Here is a 15,806-nt window from a genome sequence, read left to right as displayed (position 1 = left end):
TCCGCCCCGACGATTACGCCGCCTGCTTCTCGCTCTGCGGCGCGGAGTGGCGGATCAGGTGATCGAAGGCCGACAGCGCCGCCTTGGAGCCCTCGCCCATCGCGATGATGATCTGCTTGTACGGCACCGTGGTGACGTCGCCGGCAGCGAACACGCCGGGCAGCGAGGTCTGGCCGCGTTCGTCGACGACCACTTCGCCGCGCGGGCTCAGCTCCAGTGTGCCCTTGAGCCAGTCGCTGTTCGGCAGCAGGCCGATCTGCACGAAGATGCCTTCGAGCTCGACGTGGTGCAGCTCGTCGGTGCCACGATCCTTGTAGTTCAGGCCGTTGACGCGGGTACCGTCGCCGGTGACTTCGGTGCTCAGCGCCGAGACGATGATGCGCACGTTCGGCAGGCTGCGCAGCTTGCGCTGCAGCACTTCATCGGCACGCAGCCTGGAGTCGAACTCGATCAGCGTGACATGGCTGACGATACCGGCCAGATCGATCGCCGCCTCGACGCCGGAGTTGCCACCGCCGATCACCGCGACGCGCTTGCCCTTGAACAGCGGGCCGTCACAATGCGGGCAGTAGGCCACGCCCTTGTTGCGGTACTCGTTTTCGCCGGGCACGTTCATCTGCCTCCAGCGCGCGCCGGTGGACAGGATCACAGTCTTGGCCTTCAGCGCCGCGCCGTTGGCGAGCGTCACTTCGACCAAGCCATCGGCGCCGGCCGGGGTCAGCTTCTCGGCGCGCTGCAGGTTCATGATGTCGACGTCGTAGTGGCGCACGTGCTGTTCCAGCGCGGCGACCATCTTAGGGCCCTCGGTCTCGGTCACCGAAATGAAGTTCTCGATGCCCATCGTGTCCAGCACCTGGCCGCCGAAGCGCTCGGCCGCGATGCCGGTGCGAATGCCCTTGCGCGCCGAATAGATCGCCGCCGCCGCGCCGGCCGGGCCGCCGCCGACGATCAGCACGTCGTAAGGCGCCTTGGCGCTCAGCTTGCCGGCTTCGCGCGCGCCGGCACCGGTGTCGATCTTGGCCAGGATTTCCTCGGCGCCCATGCGGCCGGCACCGAAGTTCTCGCCGTTGAGGAACACCATCGGCACCGACATCACCTGACGCTTCTCGACCTCGGCCTGGAACAAGGCGCCGTCGATCGCGGTGTGGCGGATGCGCGGGTTCAGCACCGCCATCAGGTTCAGCGCCTGCACCACGTCCGGGCAGTTCTGGCAGGACAGCGAGAAATAGGTTTCGAAGTGGAACTCGCCTTCCAGATTTTTGATCTGCTCGATCACGTCGCTGGCGAGCTTGGATGGATAACCGCCGACCTGCAGCAGCGCCAGTACCAGCGAGGTGAACTCGTGGCCCAGCGGAATTCCGGCGAAACGCAGGCTGATGTCCTGGCCCGGCGAACTCAGCGCGAAGGACGGCGTGCGCTCGACGCCGCCGCGATGCTCGGTGACGGTGATCTTGTCGCTGACCGACACCAGGTCGGCGAGCAGGCCCATCATCTCGGTGGACGCGGCGCTGTCGTCGACCGCAGCCGCGATCGTGATCGGCCGCGTGGCACGTTCCAGATAGGTCTTGAGCTGGTCTTTCAGATCGGCGTCCAACATGGCGAGGCTCCAGGAATCGGTGAATCGAAAAGTCAGGTAAGGAATTGGGGGTGAATCAACCGCAAATCAACCAGAGATCGCGGGCAAAACAATCCCGTCATGCCCGCGCCAGCGGGCATCCAGTTGCGGCCGCGGTTGGCGCGGCGCCGGTGACTGGATTCCCGCTTGCGCGGGAATGACGGGAGCGTGCTGGCTAGATCTTGCCGACCAGATCCAGCGACGGCTTCAGCGTCTTTTCGCCTTCCTTCCACTTGGCCGGGCAGACCTGGCCCGGGTTGGCGGCGGTGAACTGCGCGGCCTTGAGCTTGCGCAGCGTCTCGGAGACGTCACGCGCGATTTCGTTGGAGTGGATTTCCAGCGTCTTGATCACGCCTTCCGGGTTGATGACGAAGGTGCCGCGCAGCGCCAGGCCTTCCTCTTCGATGTGCACGTCGAACGCGCGGGTCAGCTGGTGGGTCGGATCGCCGACCAGCGGGAACTGCGCCTTGCCGACGGCCGGCGAGGTCTCGTGCCAGACCTTGTGCGAGAAATGCGTGTCGGTGGTGACGATGTAGACCTCGGCGTTGGCCTTCTGGAACTCGGCGTAGTTCGCGGCCGCGTCCTCGACTTCGGTCGGGCAATTGAACGTGAAAGCTGCCGGCATGAAGATCACGACCGACCACTTGCCCTTGAGCGAGGCCTCGGTCAGTTCGATGAATTTGCCGTTGTGGAAGGCGTTGACCTTGAACGGCTTGACGGGGGTATTGATCAGAGACATGTCGTGTCCGCTTGTGTTGTAGGAGCCGCCATCCTAGTAGGCATGCCGCAATAGGTACAATGACTTTGTCTTTTGCTGTTGTTAGTTTTTCACAATGACCAACCGCGACGCCGCCCCGCCTCGGTACCGCGCCCCAAACAACGCCGGCCCATCGGGGCGAGCGGGACTCGGTGGTGGCCGCGTTCGTCTACCGCGTAGGCGCCGCGAGATCCGGGGTTACGTCGCCCGCCGCATCGCCGGATCGCTGATCGCGTCCCCGCCGTTGTCGACGCGGTCGAGCAGCGTCCTGGCGCGCGCCAGCAGCTCCTCGTACTGGAACGGCTTGGTCAGATAGTCGTCGGCGCCGGCTTCCAGGCCTTCGATCTTCGACGCCAGGTCATCGCGGCCGGTCAGGATCAGGATCGGGAAGCGATGCCCTGCCGCTCGCATCCGTCGGATGGTTTCGGTGCCGCTGATGCCGGGCAGGCCCAGATCGATGATGGTGATATCGAAAGGCAGCTCGCTGGCCATGCGCAATCCGGTCTCGCCATCGTGGGCGACCAGCGCGAAGCCATCGTCCTTGAAAGCTTCACCGACCATCGAGCGGAACCCGGAGTCGTCTTCTATAACCAGCGCTCGCATACGGTACCCGGCGTCAGGGAGTGGATGTCGGCGGTGCCGGTTTTTACCGGCCGCACGCGCAGCGCATCAGTCCCGCCGCGATACGAGCTAGCCTTGAGTACGCGCCCCGACCGCCGGCTGAATCGGCGCGCCCGCTCGGACCGCCATGCCGCGCTAGCCTGCGGCAATGGACACCGGCAAAACGGTCAACGAAGCAGACCGTGTCTCGTCGAATTCGGATCGCGTCTCAGAAAGCCGCTGGAGTACCGCAGCCCTGCGGCTTGAACACGCGCTCGGTCGAAGCGGGATACTTCGCCAGCGCCGCGGCGGGCCGGCGCGGACGCGTCACCAGCTCACCGCCGCAGTTCGGGCAGCGGCCCTGCAGCGCGCCTTCGGCGCAAGCGGTGCAGAAGGTGCACTCGAACGAGCAGATGAGCGCCTCGGCAGAATCCGCCGGCAAGTCGCGGTCGCAGCATTCGCAGCCCGGTCGCATCTGCAGCATCGTCCACTCCATTTTCGTTGAGGCGCGGTGATAGCTTATGCCGTCCTTCGCAGCCAGACGAGCCTACTTCATGAGCGTTTCACAACCCTATCCGATCGGCACTCCGGGCCAGCCCTGGGGCGCGACCGAAATACAGGCCTGGCGCTCCAGCCACGCGATCCGGCGCCGCTACAAGGACGACGTGCTGGCCGTCATCGACAGGCTGCGCGCGCGCTTCGACGTGCAGCAGTACGGCAGTCTGGACTTCGACCCCGAGCGTTTCCCGCTGTACTGCATTCGCAGCCGCGACTGGCACGACGAGCTGCCTTGCGTGCTGATCACCGGCGGTGTGCACGGCTACGAGACCAGCGGCGTGCACGGCGCGCTGCGCTTCGTCGAGCGCCACGCGGCGGACTACGCCGGACGCATCAACCTGCTGGTCGCGCCCTGCATCAGCCCCTGGGCTTACGAGACGATACAACGCTGGAATCCTTACGCGATCGACCCGAACCGCTCGTTCCGCGACGACAGCCCGGCGCAGGAATCGGCGGCGCTGCTGCGTCTGGTCGCGCCGCTGCGCGAGCGCCTGCTGCTGCATGTGGACCTGCATGAAACCACCGACACCGACGAGTCCGAATTCCGTCCGGCGCTGGCGGCGCGCGACGGCAAGGTCTACGAGCCGGGCGAGATTCCCGACGGCTTCTATCTGGTCGACGACAGCGAGCAGCCGCAGACCGCGTTCCAGCAGGCGGTGATCGCGGCGGTGGCCAGAGTCACGCACATCGCGCCGGCCGACGGTCGCGGCGAGATCATCGGCTCGCCGGTGATCGCACCGGGCGTCATCGAATACGCGCTGCGACCGCTGGGCCTTTGCGCCGGCATGACCAGCGCACGCTACCGCACCACCACCGAGGTCTACCCGGACAGCCCGCGTGCCAGCGACGAGCAGTGCATCCTTGCCCAGGTGACCGCGGTCTGTGCGGCGATCGATTACGCGCTGGCGCGGGCTTGACTGGGTCTGCTGCCCTGCCGTCTGCAACGATCGGCCAGGGAGACTCGGGGCACCATCTTTGAACGCAGCACCCACGTGATCAGTTTCCAGGAACTGCGGCGCCGCAACGTGCACCGCGCCGCGGTGTTCTATGCCGGCGCGGCCTGGCTGCTGGTGCAGGTCGCCACACAGGTGTTCCCGTTCTTCCATATCGAAGAATGGGTGGTGCGCTGGATCGTCGTTGCCGCCGTGATCGGCTTCCCGTTCGCGCTGCTGCTGTCATGGTTCTACGAGTGGACGCCGCAGGGCATCAAGCTGGAAAGCGAGATCGACCGCGACGACCGCGCCGCGCTGCAGACCGGCAACCGTGGTTTCGACCGCATCATCGTCGTCGTGCTGAGCCTGGCCGTGGTCGCGCTGCTGGCCGACCGGCTGGTGCTGCACCGGGACGGCGCGTCTTCGTCGAATGCAACGGCCACGGAGAAGTCCATCGCGGTGCTGCCGCTGGCCAATTCCACCGGCGACCCGGCCAACGATTATTTCTCCGACGGCGTGTCCGAGGAGCTGATCTCGTCGCTGTCGCGACTCAGCAGCCTCAAGGTCATCGGCCGCACCTCCTCGTTCCAGTTCCGCAACAGCGACGCCGACAGCAAGGCCATCGGCGAGAAGCTCGGCGTTGTGTATCTGCTGGAAGGCAGCGTGCGCCGGTCGTCGGACCGGGTGCGCATCGCGGTCGCGCTGATCAAGTCGGCCGACGGCGCCAACGTCTGGTCGCAGACCTACGATCGCGAGCTGAAAGACATCTTCGCGGTGCAGAGCGAGATCGCCGCCTCGGTCGCCGGGCAGCTGAAGATCGCGCTGCTCGGCAACAACGCGCAGGCGGTGCAGGCGCCGAGCGCGGCAACGCCGTCCAACGGCAATGTGGAGGCCTACAACGCGCTGCTGCAGGGCAATTACTACTTCGCGCGGCGCACGCGAGAGGATTTCGCCAAGGCCATCAGTTCTTTCCGCGACGCGATCCGGCTCGACCCGGACTACGCGCTGGCCTGGGCGCGGCTGTCGAGCACGTTGACCATCAGGGCGACGACCCTGGGCGGCGACGGCGGCGAAGTTCGCCGCGATCTGCTGCAGGCACGCGAGGCCGCCGACACCGCGCTACGGCTGGCACCCGGTCTGGGCCAGGCGCACTTCGCGCGCGGCATGCTGCTGCAGAACGACGATCTGGACTGGGCCGCGTCCGGCGCCGAATTCGAGCGCGCTGGCGCGCTGCTGCCGCAGGACGCGCTGATGCTGAATAACCAGGGCTTCCGTCAGGCCGGCGAAGGCCGCTTCGACGAAGCCATCGCGTCCGGACGCAAGGCGATCGCGGTCGATCCGCTATTCGGCTCCGCGCTGTACTACCTGTCGCGCGCGCAGACCGGCAAGGGCGCGTATGACGAAGCGGAAGCCTCGCTGCACAAGGCGATCGATCTGCAGCCCGAGGGCAGCCAGAGCTATATGCAGCTCGCAGTGCTGCAGATTCTGCGCGGCGATGCGGCGCAGGCCGTCGACCTGGCGAAGAGAGAGACCAATAATTTCTGGCGCAATTACGCGCTGTCGCTGGCCTACTTCGCGAACGGCGAACTCAAGCAAGCCGATGCGCAGCTCGAGCAGCTGATCGCCGAAAACGCCGACACCAGCGGTGCGCAGATCGCGATGGTCTACGCGCTGCGCAAGCAGCCGGGCGCGATGTTCGAATGGCTGGAACGGGCGCGACAGACGCACGATCCCGGCGTGTTCCTGATGCGCGCCGACCCGTTCCTGGCCGCATACAAGGACGACCCGCGCTACACCGCGTTCGTGCGCAAGATCGCGCTGCCCGGCCCGGATGGAGCGGTTCCTTAAACAGCGAGCAGCTACTGTTTAAATCGTCGTTTCAGGACGTTGCTCTAATTTCAACTTGGTTTGAAACAGCGATTTTGATCGACACGTCTATTCAATAGTTCAATAGTTCAATAGTTCAATAGTTCAATAGTTCAATAGTTATTGACACTTTTGAAATGCTTCAATAATCTTTGAATCATGAAGATCGAGACGGCCGTCACCCGCCTGTCCGCGCTGGCGCAGTATTCGCGCCTGTCTGTGTTCCGCCTGCTGGTCCAGAAAGGACCGGACGGAATGCCGGCCGGCGAGATTGCCGAGCGCCTGGGCGTGGCGCCGAATGCCCTGTCGTTCCATCTGAAAGAGCTGAGCAACGCCGGACTGCTGAAGTCCCGGCAGGATGGCCGGTTCATCTACTACGCGCCCGACTTCAAGGCGATGAATGCCCTGTTGGGCTACCTCACCGAAAGCTGCTGCGCCGGCGCCCCGGCCGCCGCCGAATGTGCCGCCCCCAGCACCTGCCAGGAATGCTGAGATGAAGCGGTTTCATGTCCATGTGTCCGTGAAGAACCTGTCCGACAGTGTCGGGTTCTATTCGAAGCTGTTCGGTGCCGAGCCAATCGTCACCAAGGGCGACTACGCCAAGTGGATGCTCGACGATCCGCGGATCAATTTCGCGATCTCAGACCGCGACGGGAAGCCGGGAATCAATCATCTGGGCTTCCAGGTTGAATCCGAAGCCGAGTTGATGGAGCTGCGCCACCAGGCCGAGCGCGCCGACGTCGCCACCGTCACCGAAGACGGCGCGGCCTGCTGCCACGCCAATTCCGACAAGCACTGGATTCAAGACCCGCAGGGCATCGCTTGGGAGATATTCCGAACGCTCGGCAGCATTCCTGTTTTCGGAATGCCGGCGATCCAAGCCAGGCCGACTGCCAGCGCCTGCTGCGCGCCGGCGGCGAAGCCCGTCGACGTCAAAGTCGCCGCTCCCTGCTGTGGCCCCAAGATCGCCACCGGCGCTCTCGCGAAAGCGAAGACCGGCCGCCGCTGATATGCCGATCGCCGCCGCCAGTTCCGACGATGCCCTGGCGCTCAAGACTCTGCTGACCTCAGCCGGCCTGACGACCGACGACCTTCGCGACAACAGCTTGGCGGATTTTCTGGTGCTGCGGGAAGGCGATGCGATCGTGGGGGCTGTCGGGCTCGACCGGGTTCGGGACGTGGCGCTGCTGCGTTCGCTGGTCGTCGCCGACTCTCACCGGGGTGGCGGGCGGGCCATCGCACTGGTAGCTGCCGCCGAACATCTGGCCCTGCAACTCGGCGTCAGAACGCTATATCTGCTGACGACGACGGCCAGGCCGTTCTTCGTCAAACAAGGCTATCGAGACACGCCTCGCAGCGAAGCGCCGGGGGCCGTCGTCGCGATGCCGCAGTTCAGCTCGCTGTGTCCTTCCACCGCTGCTTTCATGAGCAAACCGATGACCGACAAACCCTTCAACGTCCTGTTTCTCTGCACAGGCAACTCCGCCCGGTCGATCATGGCCGAGGTGGCGATGAACAACCTCGGCGTCAGCGCGGGCAAGTTCAAGGCTTACAGCGCCGGCAGCCACCCCAAGGGCGAGGTCAATCCTTTCACGCTCGATCTGCTCAAGCGCAGCCACTTATCTGTCGAAGGCCTGCGCAGCAAGAGCTGGGACGAGTTCGCGCAGCCTGGCGCGCCGCCGCTGGATTTCGTGTTTACGGTATGCGATGACGCCGCCGGCGAGCAGTGTCCGTACTGGCCGGGCCAACCGATGACCGCCCATTGGGGCACGCCGGACCCGGCGGCCGTCGACGGCACGGATGAGCAGAAGCGTAAAGCCTTCTCGGATAGCTTCCTGGTATTGCGGCGGCGCATCGAGCTGTTCGCCAGCCTGCCCGTGGCCAAGCTCGACCGGATCGCGCTTCAGAAGCACATCTCCGAGATCGGCAAACAATGACGCTGATCCGTCGTGCGGTGGCCGAATGCCTTGGAACTGCGCTGCTGCTGGCGGCCGTGGTGGGTTCCGGAATCATGGGCGAGCGACTGGCGGGCGGGAATGTCGCCATCGCGTTGCTGGCCAACTCTATCGCCACCGGCGGTGTATTGATGGCGCTGATCCTGAGCTTTGGACCGATTTCCGGCGCGCACTTCAATCCGGCGGTGACGCTCGCCGACGCCTCGCAAGGTGGTCTGCCGTGGCGCGAGGTGCCGGCCTACGTGGCCGCGCAGATCATTGGCGCGTTTGTCGGCGTTGCCGCCGCGCATGCGATGTTCACCGAGCCGACGTTCGCGGTCTCGCTGCATGAACGCTCCGGGCCTGCACAAGCCTTCAGCGAGTTCGTTGCGACCTTCGGCCTGCTGTCCGTCATCTGGGGCTGCGCGCGGCTGCGATCGTCGGCCGTGCCCTTTGCTGTATCGGGCTACATCGTCGGCGCGTACTGGTTCACCGCGTCGACCTCGTTCGCCAATCCGGCCGTGACCCTGGCCCGAGCGGCGACCAACACGTTCGCCGGCATCCGGCCGATCGATGCGCCGCTGTTCGTCGTGGCGCAGTTGGCGGGTGCCGCGGCGGCGACGCTGGTTTTCCGCTGGCTCGTCCCGACGCTACCGCAGGCTGCGGCGAACGTCGTCATCCCGCATGCCGGCGACGCCGGAGATTCCCCATGAAAACCGCAATTTTCGCCTGCGTTCACAACGCCGGCCGCTCACAGATGTCGGCGGCCTTCTTCAACCAGCTCGCCGATCGGTCGAAGGCGTCGGCCATCTCCGCCGGCACCAAGCCCGGCCCACGGGTGCATCCCGAAGTCGCCGTGGCGATGCTGGAGGTTGGCATCGACCTGTCGGATGCCAAGCCCCAGCTACTGACCGCGGAGCTGGCCCAGGGCGCGGAACTGCTGGTGACGATGGGCTGCGACGATGAATGCCCCTATGTTCCAGAGCTGCGGCGCGCCGACTGGCCGCTGCAGGACCCCAAGGGACAATCGATGGAGCGGGTGCGTGAGATCCGCGACAACATCCGCCATCGGTCAGCGTACTTCTCGCCGCTGAAGGCTGGATCACCCCGCCTATACCGGGAACTTGAAGGGAGTCGGTCGTGCCAGTGGATATCGTGATTTATCACAACCCCGACTGCGGAACCTCGCGCAACACGCTGGCGATGATTCGCAATGCCGGCATCGAGCCTCATGTCGTCGAGTACCTGAAATCACCGCCGTCGCGGGCGATGCTGGTAGCGCTGCTCGCGCGCATGGGCATCAGCGCTCGCGAACTGTTACGCGAGAAGGGCACGCCTTACGCCGACCTCGGCCTCGCCGATCCGGCCGTGACCGAAGATATCTTGCTCGATGCGATGCTGGCTCACCCGATCCTGATCAATCGGCCGATCGTGGTGACGCCGCTGGGCGTGCGCCTGTGCCGTCCTTCTGAACTCGTACTTGATCTGCTACCCGAGCCCCAACAACAGGCATTCACCAAAGAAGACGGCGAGCGCGTTATCGATGATCAGGGGCGGCGAGTCGCAATGGGCGGCCCGGCATGAGCCGAGTCCGACCGGTCGCCGATTTCGACCATCTTCCCGCTCTGGCTTCGCAATATGTCCACGCTCGACCGGCGACAGGGCTGGGGGCGGATGAGCCCAGGCCCCGCATCCTGCTGTTGTATGGATCTCTACGGGCCCGATCGTTCTCCCGATTCGCCACGGAAGAAGCAGCGAGGCTATTGAACTACTTCGGCGCCGATACCCGAATCTTCGACCCCTCCGATTTACCCTTGCCCGACCAGGTCGCGGGCGACCAGCATCCGGCCGTCCAGGAACTGCGAGCGCTGTCGATGTGGTCCGAGGGACAGGTGTGGTGCAGCCCCGAACGGCATGGCCAGGTCACCGGCGTGATGAAAGCTCAGATCGATCATCTGCCGCTCAACATGGGCGGCATGCGGCCAACGCAGGGGCGGACGCTGGCGGTGATGCAGGTATCTGGCGGATCGCAGTCGTTCAATGCGGTGAACACCCTGCGACTGCTGGGCCGATGGATGCGGATGTTTACGATCCCGAACCAATCCAGCGTGGCCAAAGCTTTCGAGGAATTCGACGGGGACGGCCGCATGAAACCTTCGGCGTACTACGATCGGATCGTCGACGTCATGGAGGAACTCGTACGCTTCACCGTACTGCTGAGGCCTCATGCCGATCAACTCGTCGATCGCTATTCCGAGCGCAAAGACAGCGGTGTCCCGATCAATCCGGATCGCGATCTTTCGGCCATCGCCATCGCGGCACCATCGAGCTGATCGACCGGCGATGCCGTCGCCAGAATCCGTGAGGCCCGCCAGGGCCGAGGACCTCGCTGCCATGGCGGCGATCTATGCGCCGATCGTGACCACCACGGCCATGTCGTTCGAGCTGGAACCGCCGAGCATCGGCAGCATGCGCGATCGGATCGAGGCCACGATGAAGCTAGCTGCTGCCGTGGCTGGCTCATGTCGAGGTCGCCGGCCTCGTCAACGGCTACACCTACGCATCGAAACATCGGCAGCGCGCAGCCTATCGACAGTCGCTCGACGTGGACGGTTGACGTAGGCGACGACTACCGTGGCCAAGGGTCGGCAGAACCCTGTACGCCGTGCTCTTCGACCGTCTCACGCGACAGAGATTTTTCCGGCCTCTGCTGGCATCGCGTTGCCGAATCGGGCCAGCGTCGCGCTGCACGAGTCAGTTGGATTTTCCCCGATCGGCGTCTATCGAAAGGTCGGCTTCAAACTCGGGCTGTGGCGTGATGTCGGCTCGTGGCAAAAAGAGCTAGAGGCTCCCGCAGCATTGCACTTGAGGCAGCCGACTGGCATTTGATGGGCGCTACCGTCGGCAGCTTGTTGCAAATCTTGCTTGCCAAGCTGTTTCAAACCCTGTCGGCAGACGCATTGAAGCCTGGCCCGTATCGCTTCGATCTCATGACCACCAACGGCGATGGCGGTCAGCGAACCGGCCGGAGCGATCGAGTTCGAACTGCTGCCGGCGTCCTATCAGACCGGTCGGTTCACAGCGCTGTGCCCGCTCATGATGGCTGGCGCAGGATCAGCCGCTGCTGCGCCCGCTGCAGCGGCTGATCCTGCGCTGCCGTGGCTTCGAATTCCGCTGTCGCCTGGTCGGCGGGCCGGCGCGGCTCGACGGGATGCGTGCTGAGCGTCGAACTCGAACTCGCGGTCGCGTACACGCGTGGTCGGCTGCAGCTGCCGGCGTTTCGCGACGCCGCTAGACCGGGGCCGGCGCCGCTTCCTGCTTCAGATGGCGGATGAAATCCTGGATCACGCGGTCCCAGAGCTCGCACTGCGCGCACAGATGGTTTTCATCGACGCCGCCGGCAACCAGCACGTCCATCGTCAGGATCATCAGCGAGCCCTGGCGGAACAGCCGCGCGAAACGCCGCGTCTGGTTCCAGCTGTCGATCAGCCCGGCGCGCAACTCGCCTTCGATGTTGATCCAGCAGTGAAACGCGAAATCGGAATAGCGCGTCGCGGCCAGGGTTTCGGCGCCACCGAAAGCAACGAAGAAGCCGATGCCCTGCGCGGCGCTGCGCACCTGCATGCGGCCCTGGTGCTCCGACAAGGTGGCGCGATAGCCGGTCTTGCGCAGCGCGCCGGCGATCAGGTCCGGTGTCACCGTGTTGTGCAGGCTCGGGCTCTGAGCGTCGGTGGCATTTTCGCTGGATGGTGCAGCTTGGGTCACGGCTTGCTGGCCTCGGTCGTGGTGGCGGCGGGAACGGTGGCGTCGACAATGCGCGCGTGATAGTCCTGCGCCAGTTTTTCGAACTTGATGCTGGAGATGCCGACCAGCGGCTCGCGATCGCGCACCGTCGACCAGACGCCCTTGTCGCGATACTGCCGGATCAGCTCGTTGCCGATCTGTACCAGGCTGGTGTTGTCGGCGATGCAGGCCTGCTGCGCCGCATGGCTCTGCTGATAGTCGGCCTCATGGCGCTTGGCGTCGGCATCGCGCGTCTTGGCCATCGTCGCCACCTGCTCGTAGGACTGCTTCCAGCGCGCCAGGATGGGCTCGACCGTGCCCAGCTTCTGCTCGAGTTCGGCGGTGCGCGCTTTCTGCTGTTGCAGCTGTGCGCGCAGCTTGCGCAGCTCGGCATCATCGATCGGCTTGGCCGCCGCGGCCGGCGCTTCGGGACGCTGAGCGAGTTGCTGCGTCAGCGCGTCAGTGCGCGCTTTCAGGCTCGCGTTTTCATCTTCGAGCGCACGCAGCTGCGTCGTGGTCTGGCGCAGCTGATCGCGCAGGCGGGCGTCGGGAGCGGCTTGGGCGAAAGCGGGCAAGCTCAGGCCGAAGAACGACAGCGCGAGCAGGATTCTCAAGGGCGTTTTGAGCAGAACCCCGTTCCTCCCGAGTAGCCGCTTGCGGCGTATCGAGGGACTTGGGCGAGCGTCGTCGAGTCCCTCGATACGCCAGGCAAGCCTGGCTACTCGGGACCAACGGAGAGTGGATGGGCTATTCATCAAAAAACTCCGCGCTTTAAAACCGCGCATTCAAATCCAGCTGCAGCACGTCGATGGCCAGCGGCGGACCGCTGACTTCGGTGGCGCTGAAGTAGCGGCCGGTGATCCAGGCGTTCTTGCTGACACCGAGGCTGCCGCCGAGCACGAAGCCCTTGGCGTTGCTGCCGCCGAGATGGAAGTCGGAGTCGTTGAACGCATCGACCACGGCGTCGGATTCGATGCGGCGATAACCGCCGCCGACGCTCCATTCGCCGCGCATGCGGATCACCGGATAGCCGACGCGCAGCTGCGCCAGGTAACCGGTATCGCCGCCCTTGTACGCGCCGGCGATGTCCTCGACGCCATCGCCATCGGTGTCCAGACCGGCGCCGTAATTGTTGACCGGCACTTTGCCGAGCACGTCGTTCTTGTCATACGCCAGGTTGCGCACGTAGTCGGCGTCGAACATCAGGTGAATCGGGCCGGCCACGGCCCAGTCGAACTTGATATTGGCGTCGAGCAGCCGGTACGGCGTGGCCAGGCCGAAGTACTGGTACTCGGGATCGCCGGCCGCGGCGAGCTGCAGGTTGCGGATCGCATACAGCGTGTTGCCCTTCTGCAGGAAGGCCGGGCGGCTGTCGTCGGTATCGCAGGAGAACGAGGTGGTCGGCGCCAGGCATTCGCTGGAGGTCTTGCCTTCCAGATCGATGTAGTCGTAGTACGCAACCGCGCCGCTGAGCACCATCTCCGGCTGTATCGTCCAGTCGGCGCCGAGCTGTGCGGCGAGCAGCCAGCGATCACGCGACGCGGATTTGTCCGCCGCGGTAGCCGGGAAATCGAAGGCGGTGTTCTGAACTGAGAAGCCGCCCAGCGTCAGGAACGGCCAGACGCCGCCGCCGGCGCGCGCCTTGTAGGTCGCAGCGAGACCGTCGAAGTTGAGGTCTTCGTCCCAGGTCAGCTCGGTGCCCTGGAACGGGCTCGGCATGCGCCCGCCCCACATCACCAGGCCGGCCAGCGGCAGGTCCTCGGGCTTGTAGGTCAGGTAGGCGCGGTCGATGACGAAGCTGAGCTTGTTGAAGCTGTTGCCCAAGGTCTGATTGGTCGACACCGGGTTGGTGTTGTTGCCGGTGGTGAAACGGAACACCGACTTCACCTCGTCGCTGATCGTGCCGCTGACGTCCAGCCGCGCCCGCACGCGGAAAGCCTCGCGATCTTCGGTGGTGTTGATCAGCGGCGGCGACACCTGGTTGGCCAGCGGTGTGCCGACGTTGTAAGGCGAGCCGCTGTTGATGCTCTGGAAGTTGATCAGGAAAGGATCGTTGGACGAATCCAGAAAATCGAATTCCTCGCGCAGCCGGATGTCGCCGCCGATCTTCACGCGCTTGACCCAGTCCGGAAACGTATTCGGCTGCGCCCAGTTCTCGATCTTGGCGGTCGCGATCATGCCGTCGCGGATTTCGTCGCGGATCTTCTGCTTCTCGGATTCCGGGATATACGGCACGCGGACGCGGCCCTTGGGTTCGGCCGGCGCCGCGGCGGTGGCCGGCGCCTGCTCGGAACGCAGGCGGCCGATCAGGCGCTCGGCGTCTTCCGGCGCCAGCACCTTGCTCATTTGCAGCATGCGGATCAGCTCTTCGGTCACGGTTTCTTTCGGCGCCGGCGCTTCCGGCTGTGGCGGCGGCTCGGGCAGATCCTGCGCGACGGCGGCGCGGCCGTAAGCAGCGGCGGCGGCCGCGAGCAGGGTCAGCGGCATGGCGCGACGCGCGTGGCGCGAGAACGAAGTCATCGATGCGATCTCCACAACGGATATACCTTTCAAAAAGCCACTACAAAAAAACATCACTGCGAAGCCACGCGAACCAGCGCCGGCTGCGGCAGATCTTTCGGCGGCAGCTCCGGCGGCCGCGACATCTGGCTCACAGCCTCGCGCAGCGCCTGGTCGATCTCCGGCTTGCCGGTGGACTTGATCAGCTCGACACGCGTCGGCGTGCCATCGGCGCCGAGCCAGACCTGCAAGGTCGCGGTGAAGCGCTGGCCCTTGAAACGCCGCTGCTTCTGCACCGCTTCCTGCACGCGCTGCTGCAACAGCGTCGCGTACCAGCCCCAGGCGGTGCCGCCACCACCACCGCCGCCGCCGCCACCAAAGTCACTGCCACCGGGCCGGCCCTGCAGGCCGAAGGCATCGCCGGGGCCGTCGCCCTGGGCGTCCAGCGCCGGCGGTCCGGGCGGCGCTTCGGCCTTGGGCTCCGGCGGCCGGTTGTCCGGCGTCACCGTCTTGAATTCCGGCTGCGGCTTTTCCTGCTCCTCGATTTTCTGTTTCGGCGGCGGCGGCGGAGGCGGCGGAGGTGGTGGCGGCTTGATCAGCTGCAACTGCGTCACCTGGGCGACGGTCTTGCGCGGCGGCTCCTTCTTGCCGTTGGCGAGTTTCCACACGCCCCAGCCGAGCAGGGCCAGTACCAGCAGCGAGCCGATCACCCAGGCGATCTGCTTGGCCCTGCTGCTGCCTTGTGGCTCGCGATCGATCATTGCGGCGGCGTCACTTCACCAGCCGCTGCGTAACCAGGCCGATCTGGGTGATGTCCAGCGCCGACAGCAGCGCGAGCACGTCGACGACATTGCTGTACTGGGTCTGAGCGTCACCGCGCACCACCACCGGCAGATCCGGCACCTGCGACTTTTTCACCTGCAGCCGGTCCGACAGCTCGGCCATCGTTACCGGCACCGCGTCGAGAAAAATCTTGCCGTCGTTGGCGATCGTGATCGCCACGGTTTTGGGTTTGGCCAGACTCGGTTGGTTGCTCGCCTTGGGCAGGTTGACCTTGACGCCCTGCACCGCCGCCGTGGTCATGATGATGAAGATCACCAACAAAACGTACGCGAGATCCAACATCGGCGTGATGTTGATTTCGTCGTAGGCCTTGTCTTCCTGAATTTGCATGGGGCTTTCCTAAACCGGGGTGACACACGGGCAGAACGAAACAATCCCCGTTCCTCCCGAGTAGCGCCGCAGGCGCGTATCGAGGGACG

The 15,806-nt window shown here is 65.0% G+C and carries 19 protein-coding genes and 1 pseudogene; 10 read left to right on the top strand and 10 right to left on the bottom strand.

All coding sequences use genetic code 11. The features are described 5' to 3' along the window. Positions 1 to 13 precede the first annotated feature (13 nt). From ahpF to ACQZF9_RS08190, 4 genes are all read right to left on the bottom strand, one after another. Entirely contained in the window at positions 14 to 1,597 is a 1,584-nt protein-coding gene (gene ahpF / locus ACQZF9_RS08205; RefSeq protein ID WP_428312750.1) for an alkyl hydroperoxide reductase subunit F, read from the bottom strand. Positions 1,598 to 1,790: 193 nt separating this feature from the next. Further along, on the bottom strand, positions 1,791 to 2,354 hold the full coding sequence (gene ahpC, locus ACQZF9_RS08200) for an alkyl hydroperoxide reductase subunit C (protein WP_428312749.1): 564 nt from the start codon (positions 2,352 to 2,354) through the stop codon (positions 1,791 to 1,793). 216 nt (positions 2,355 to 2,570) lie between these two features. Beyond that, complete coding sequence (locus tag ACQZF9_RS08195) at positions 2,571 to 2,975, bottom strand: response regulator (protein WP_428312748.1); 405 nt, start codon at positions 2,973 to 2,975, stop codon at positions 2,571 to 2,573. 226 nt (positions 2,976 to 3,201) lie between these two features. Beyond that, complete coding sequence (locus ACQZF9_RS08190; RefSeq protein ID WP_428312747.1) at positions 3,202 to 3,456, bottom strand: DUF1272 domain-containing protein; 255 nt, start codon at positions 3,454 to 3,456, stop codon at positions 3,202 to 3,204. Positions 3,457 to 3,526: 70 nt separating this feature from the next. On the opposite strand from ACQZF9_RS08190, the gene ACQZF9_RS08185 reads away from it, so the two are divergent. The 10 genes and pseudogenes from ACQZF9_RS08185 (at position 3,527) to arsH (ending at position 10,595) form a co-directional block, all read left to right on the top strand. Further along, positions 3,527 to 4,447 (top strand): M14 family metallopeptidase, encoded by a 921-nt coding sequence (locus tag ACQZF9_RS08185; RefSeq protein ID WP_428312746.1) that lies wholly within the window; start codon positions 3,527 to 3,529, stop codon positions 4,445 to 4,447. 75 nt (positions 4,448 to 4,522) lie between these two features. Next, on the top strand, positions 4,523 to 6,310 hold the full coding sequence (locus ACQZF9_RS08180; protein WP_428312745.1) for a tetratricopeptide repeat protein: 1,788 nt from the start codon (positions 4,523 to 4,525) through the stop codon (positions 6,308 to 6,310). Between the two features lie 177 nt (positions 6,311 to 6,487). Next, positions 6,488 to 6,820, top strand: coding sequence for an ArsR/SmtB family transcription factor (locus ACQZF9_RS08175; protein WP_428312744.1), 333 nt, complete (start codon positions 6,488 to 6,490; stop codon positions 6,818 to 6,820). 1 nt (position 6,821) lies between these two features. Then, a complete protein-coding gene (locus ACQZF9_RS08170) occupies positions 6,822 to 7,337 on the top strand; it encodes an ArsI/CadI family heavy metal resistance metalloenzyme (protein WP_428312743.1) in 516 nt (171 codons plus the stop codon). A gap of 1 nt (position 7,338) precedes the next feature. Next, positions 7,339 to 7,701, top strand: a pseudogene (locus ACQZF9_RS08165) (GNAT family N-acetyltransferase); the annotation flags it as partial. A gap of 63 nt (positions 7,702 to 7,764) precedes the next feature. Further along, the gene (locus ACQZF9_RS08160; RefSeq protein WP_428313393.1) at positions 7,765 to 8,265 is read left to right on the top strand and encodes an arsenate reductase ArsC; all 501 of its coding nucleotides are present in this window, start codon (positions 7,765 to 7,767) and stop codon (positions 8,263 to 8,265) included. Continuing rightward, the gene (locus tag ACQZF9_RS08155) at positions 8,262 to 8,975 is read left to right on the top strand and encodes an MIP/aquaporin family protein (protein WP_428312742.1); all 714 of its coding nucleotides are present in this window, start codon (positions 8,262 to 8,264) and stop codon (positions 8,973 to 8,975) included. The genes ACQZF9_RS08160 and ACQZF9_RS08155 overlap by 4 nt, the downstream gene beginning before the upstream one ends. Further along, a complete protein-coding gene (locus ACQZF9_RS08150) occupies positions 8,972 to 9,421 on the top strand; it encodes an arsenate reductase ArsC (protein WP_428312741.1) in 450 nt (149 codons plus the stop codon). Before ACQZF9_RS08155 ends, ACQZF9_RS08150 begins: the two co-directional genes overlap by 4 nt. After that, positions 9,409 to 9,846 (top strand): arsenate reductase (glutaredoxin), encoded by a 438-nt coding sequence (gene arsC, locus ACQZF9_RS08145; RefSeq protein WP_428312740.1) that lies wholly within the window; start codon positions 9,409 to 9,411, stop codon positions 9,844 to 9,846. The genes ACQZF9_RS08150 and arsC overlap by 13 nt, the downstream gene beginning before the upstream one ends. Beyond that, positions 9,843 to 10,595 (top strand): arsenical resistance protein ArsH, encoded by a 753-nt coding sequence (gene arsH / locus ACQZF9_RS08140; protein ID WP_428312739.1) that lies wholly within the window; start codon positions 9,843 to 9,845, stop codon positions 10,593 to 10,595. The genes arsC and arsH overlap by 4 nt, the downstream gene beginning before the upstream one ends. A gap of 761 nt (positions 10,596 to 11,356) precedes the next feature. Here arsH and ACQZF9_RS08135 read toward each other — a convergent pair. From ACQZF9_RS08135 to ACQZF9_RS08110, 6 genes are all read right to left on the bottom strand, one after another. Beyond that, a complete protein-coding gene (locus ACQZF9_RS08135; RefSeq protein WP_428312738.1) occupies positions 11,357 to 11,515 on the bottom strand; it encodes a hypothetical protein in 159 nt (52 codons plus the stop codon). Positions 11,516 to 11,553: 38 nt separating this feature from the next. Next, the gene (locus ACQZF9_RS08130; protein WP_428312737.1) at positions 11,554 to 12,027 is read right to left on the bottom strand and encodes a YbjN domain-containing protein; all 474 of its coding nucleotides are present in this window, start codon (positions 12,025 to 12,027) and stop codon (positions 11,554 to 11,556) included. After that, positions 12,024 to 12,659: a hypothetical protein gene (locus ACQZF9_RS08125; protein WP_428312736.1), complete on the bottom strand. Its 636-nt coding sequence runs from the start codon at positions 12,657 to 12,659 to the stop codon at positions 12,024 to 12,026. Before ACQZF9_RS08125 ends, ACQZF9_RS08130 begins: the two co-directional genes overlap by 4 nt. A 157-nt stretch (positions 12,660 to 12,816) precedes the next feature. After that, entirely contained in the window at positions 12,817 to 14,565 is a 1,749-nt protein-coding gene (locus tag ACQZF9_RS08120; RefSeq protein ID WP_428312735.1) for a putative porin, read from the bottom strand. Positions 14,566 to 14,618: 53 nt separating this feature from the next. Then, positions 14,619 to 15,305 carry an energy transducer TonB family protein gene (locus tag ACQZF9_RS08115; protein ID WP_428312734.1) on the bottom strand — a complete coding sequence of 229 codons (687 nt, stop codon included), beginning with the start codon at positions 15,303 to 15,305 and terminating at the stop codon, positions 14,619 to 14,621. Positions 15,306 to 15,315: 10 nt separating this feature from the next. After that, on the bottom strand, positions 15,316 to 15,717 hold the full coding sequence (locus tag ACQZF9_RS08110; RefSeq protein WP_428312733.1) for an ExbD/TolR family protein: 402 nt from the start codon (positions 15,715 to 15,717) through the stop codon (positions 15,316 to 15,318). Positions 15,718 to 15,806 lie beyond the last annotated feature (89 nt).

The organism is Hydrocarboniphaga sp., assembly GCF_965279055.1.
Classification (GTDB): Bacteria; Pseudomonadota; Gammaproteobacteria; order Nevskiales; family Nevskiaceae; genus Hydrocarboniphaga.
The sequence above is the reverse complement of the archived record's forward strand: the minus strand, read 5'-3'. Positions and strand labels throughout refer to the sequence as shown.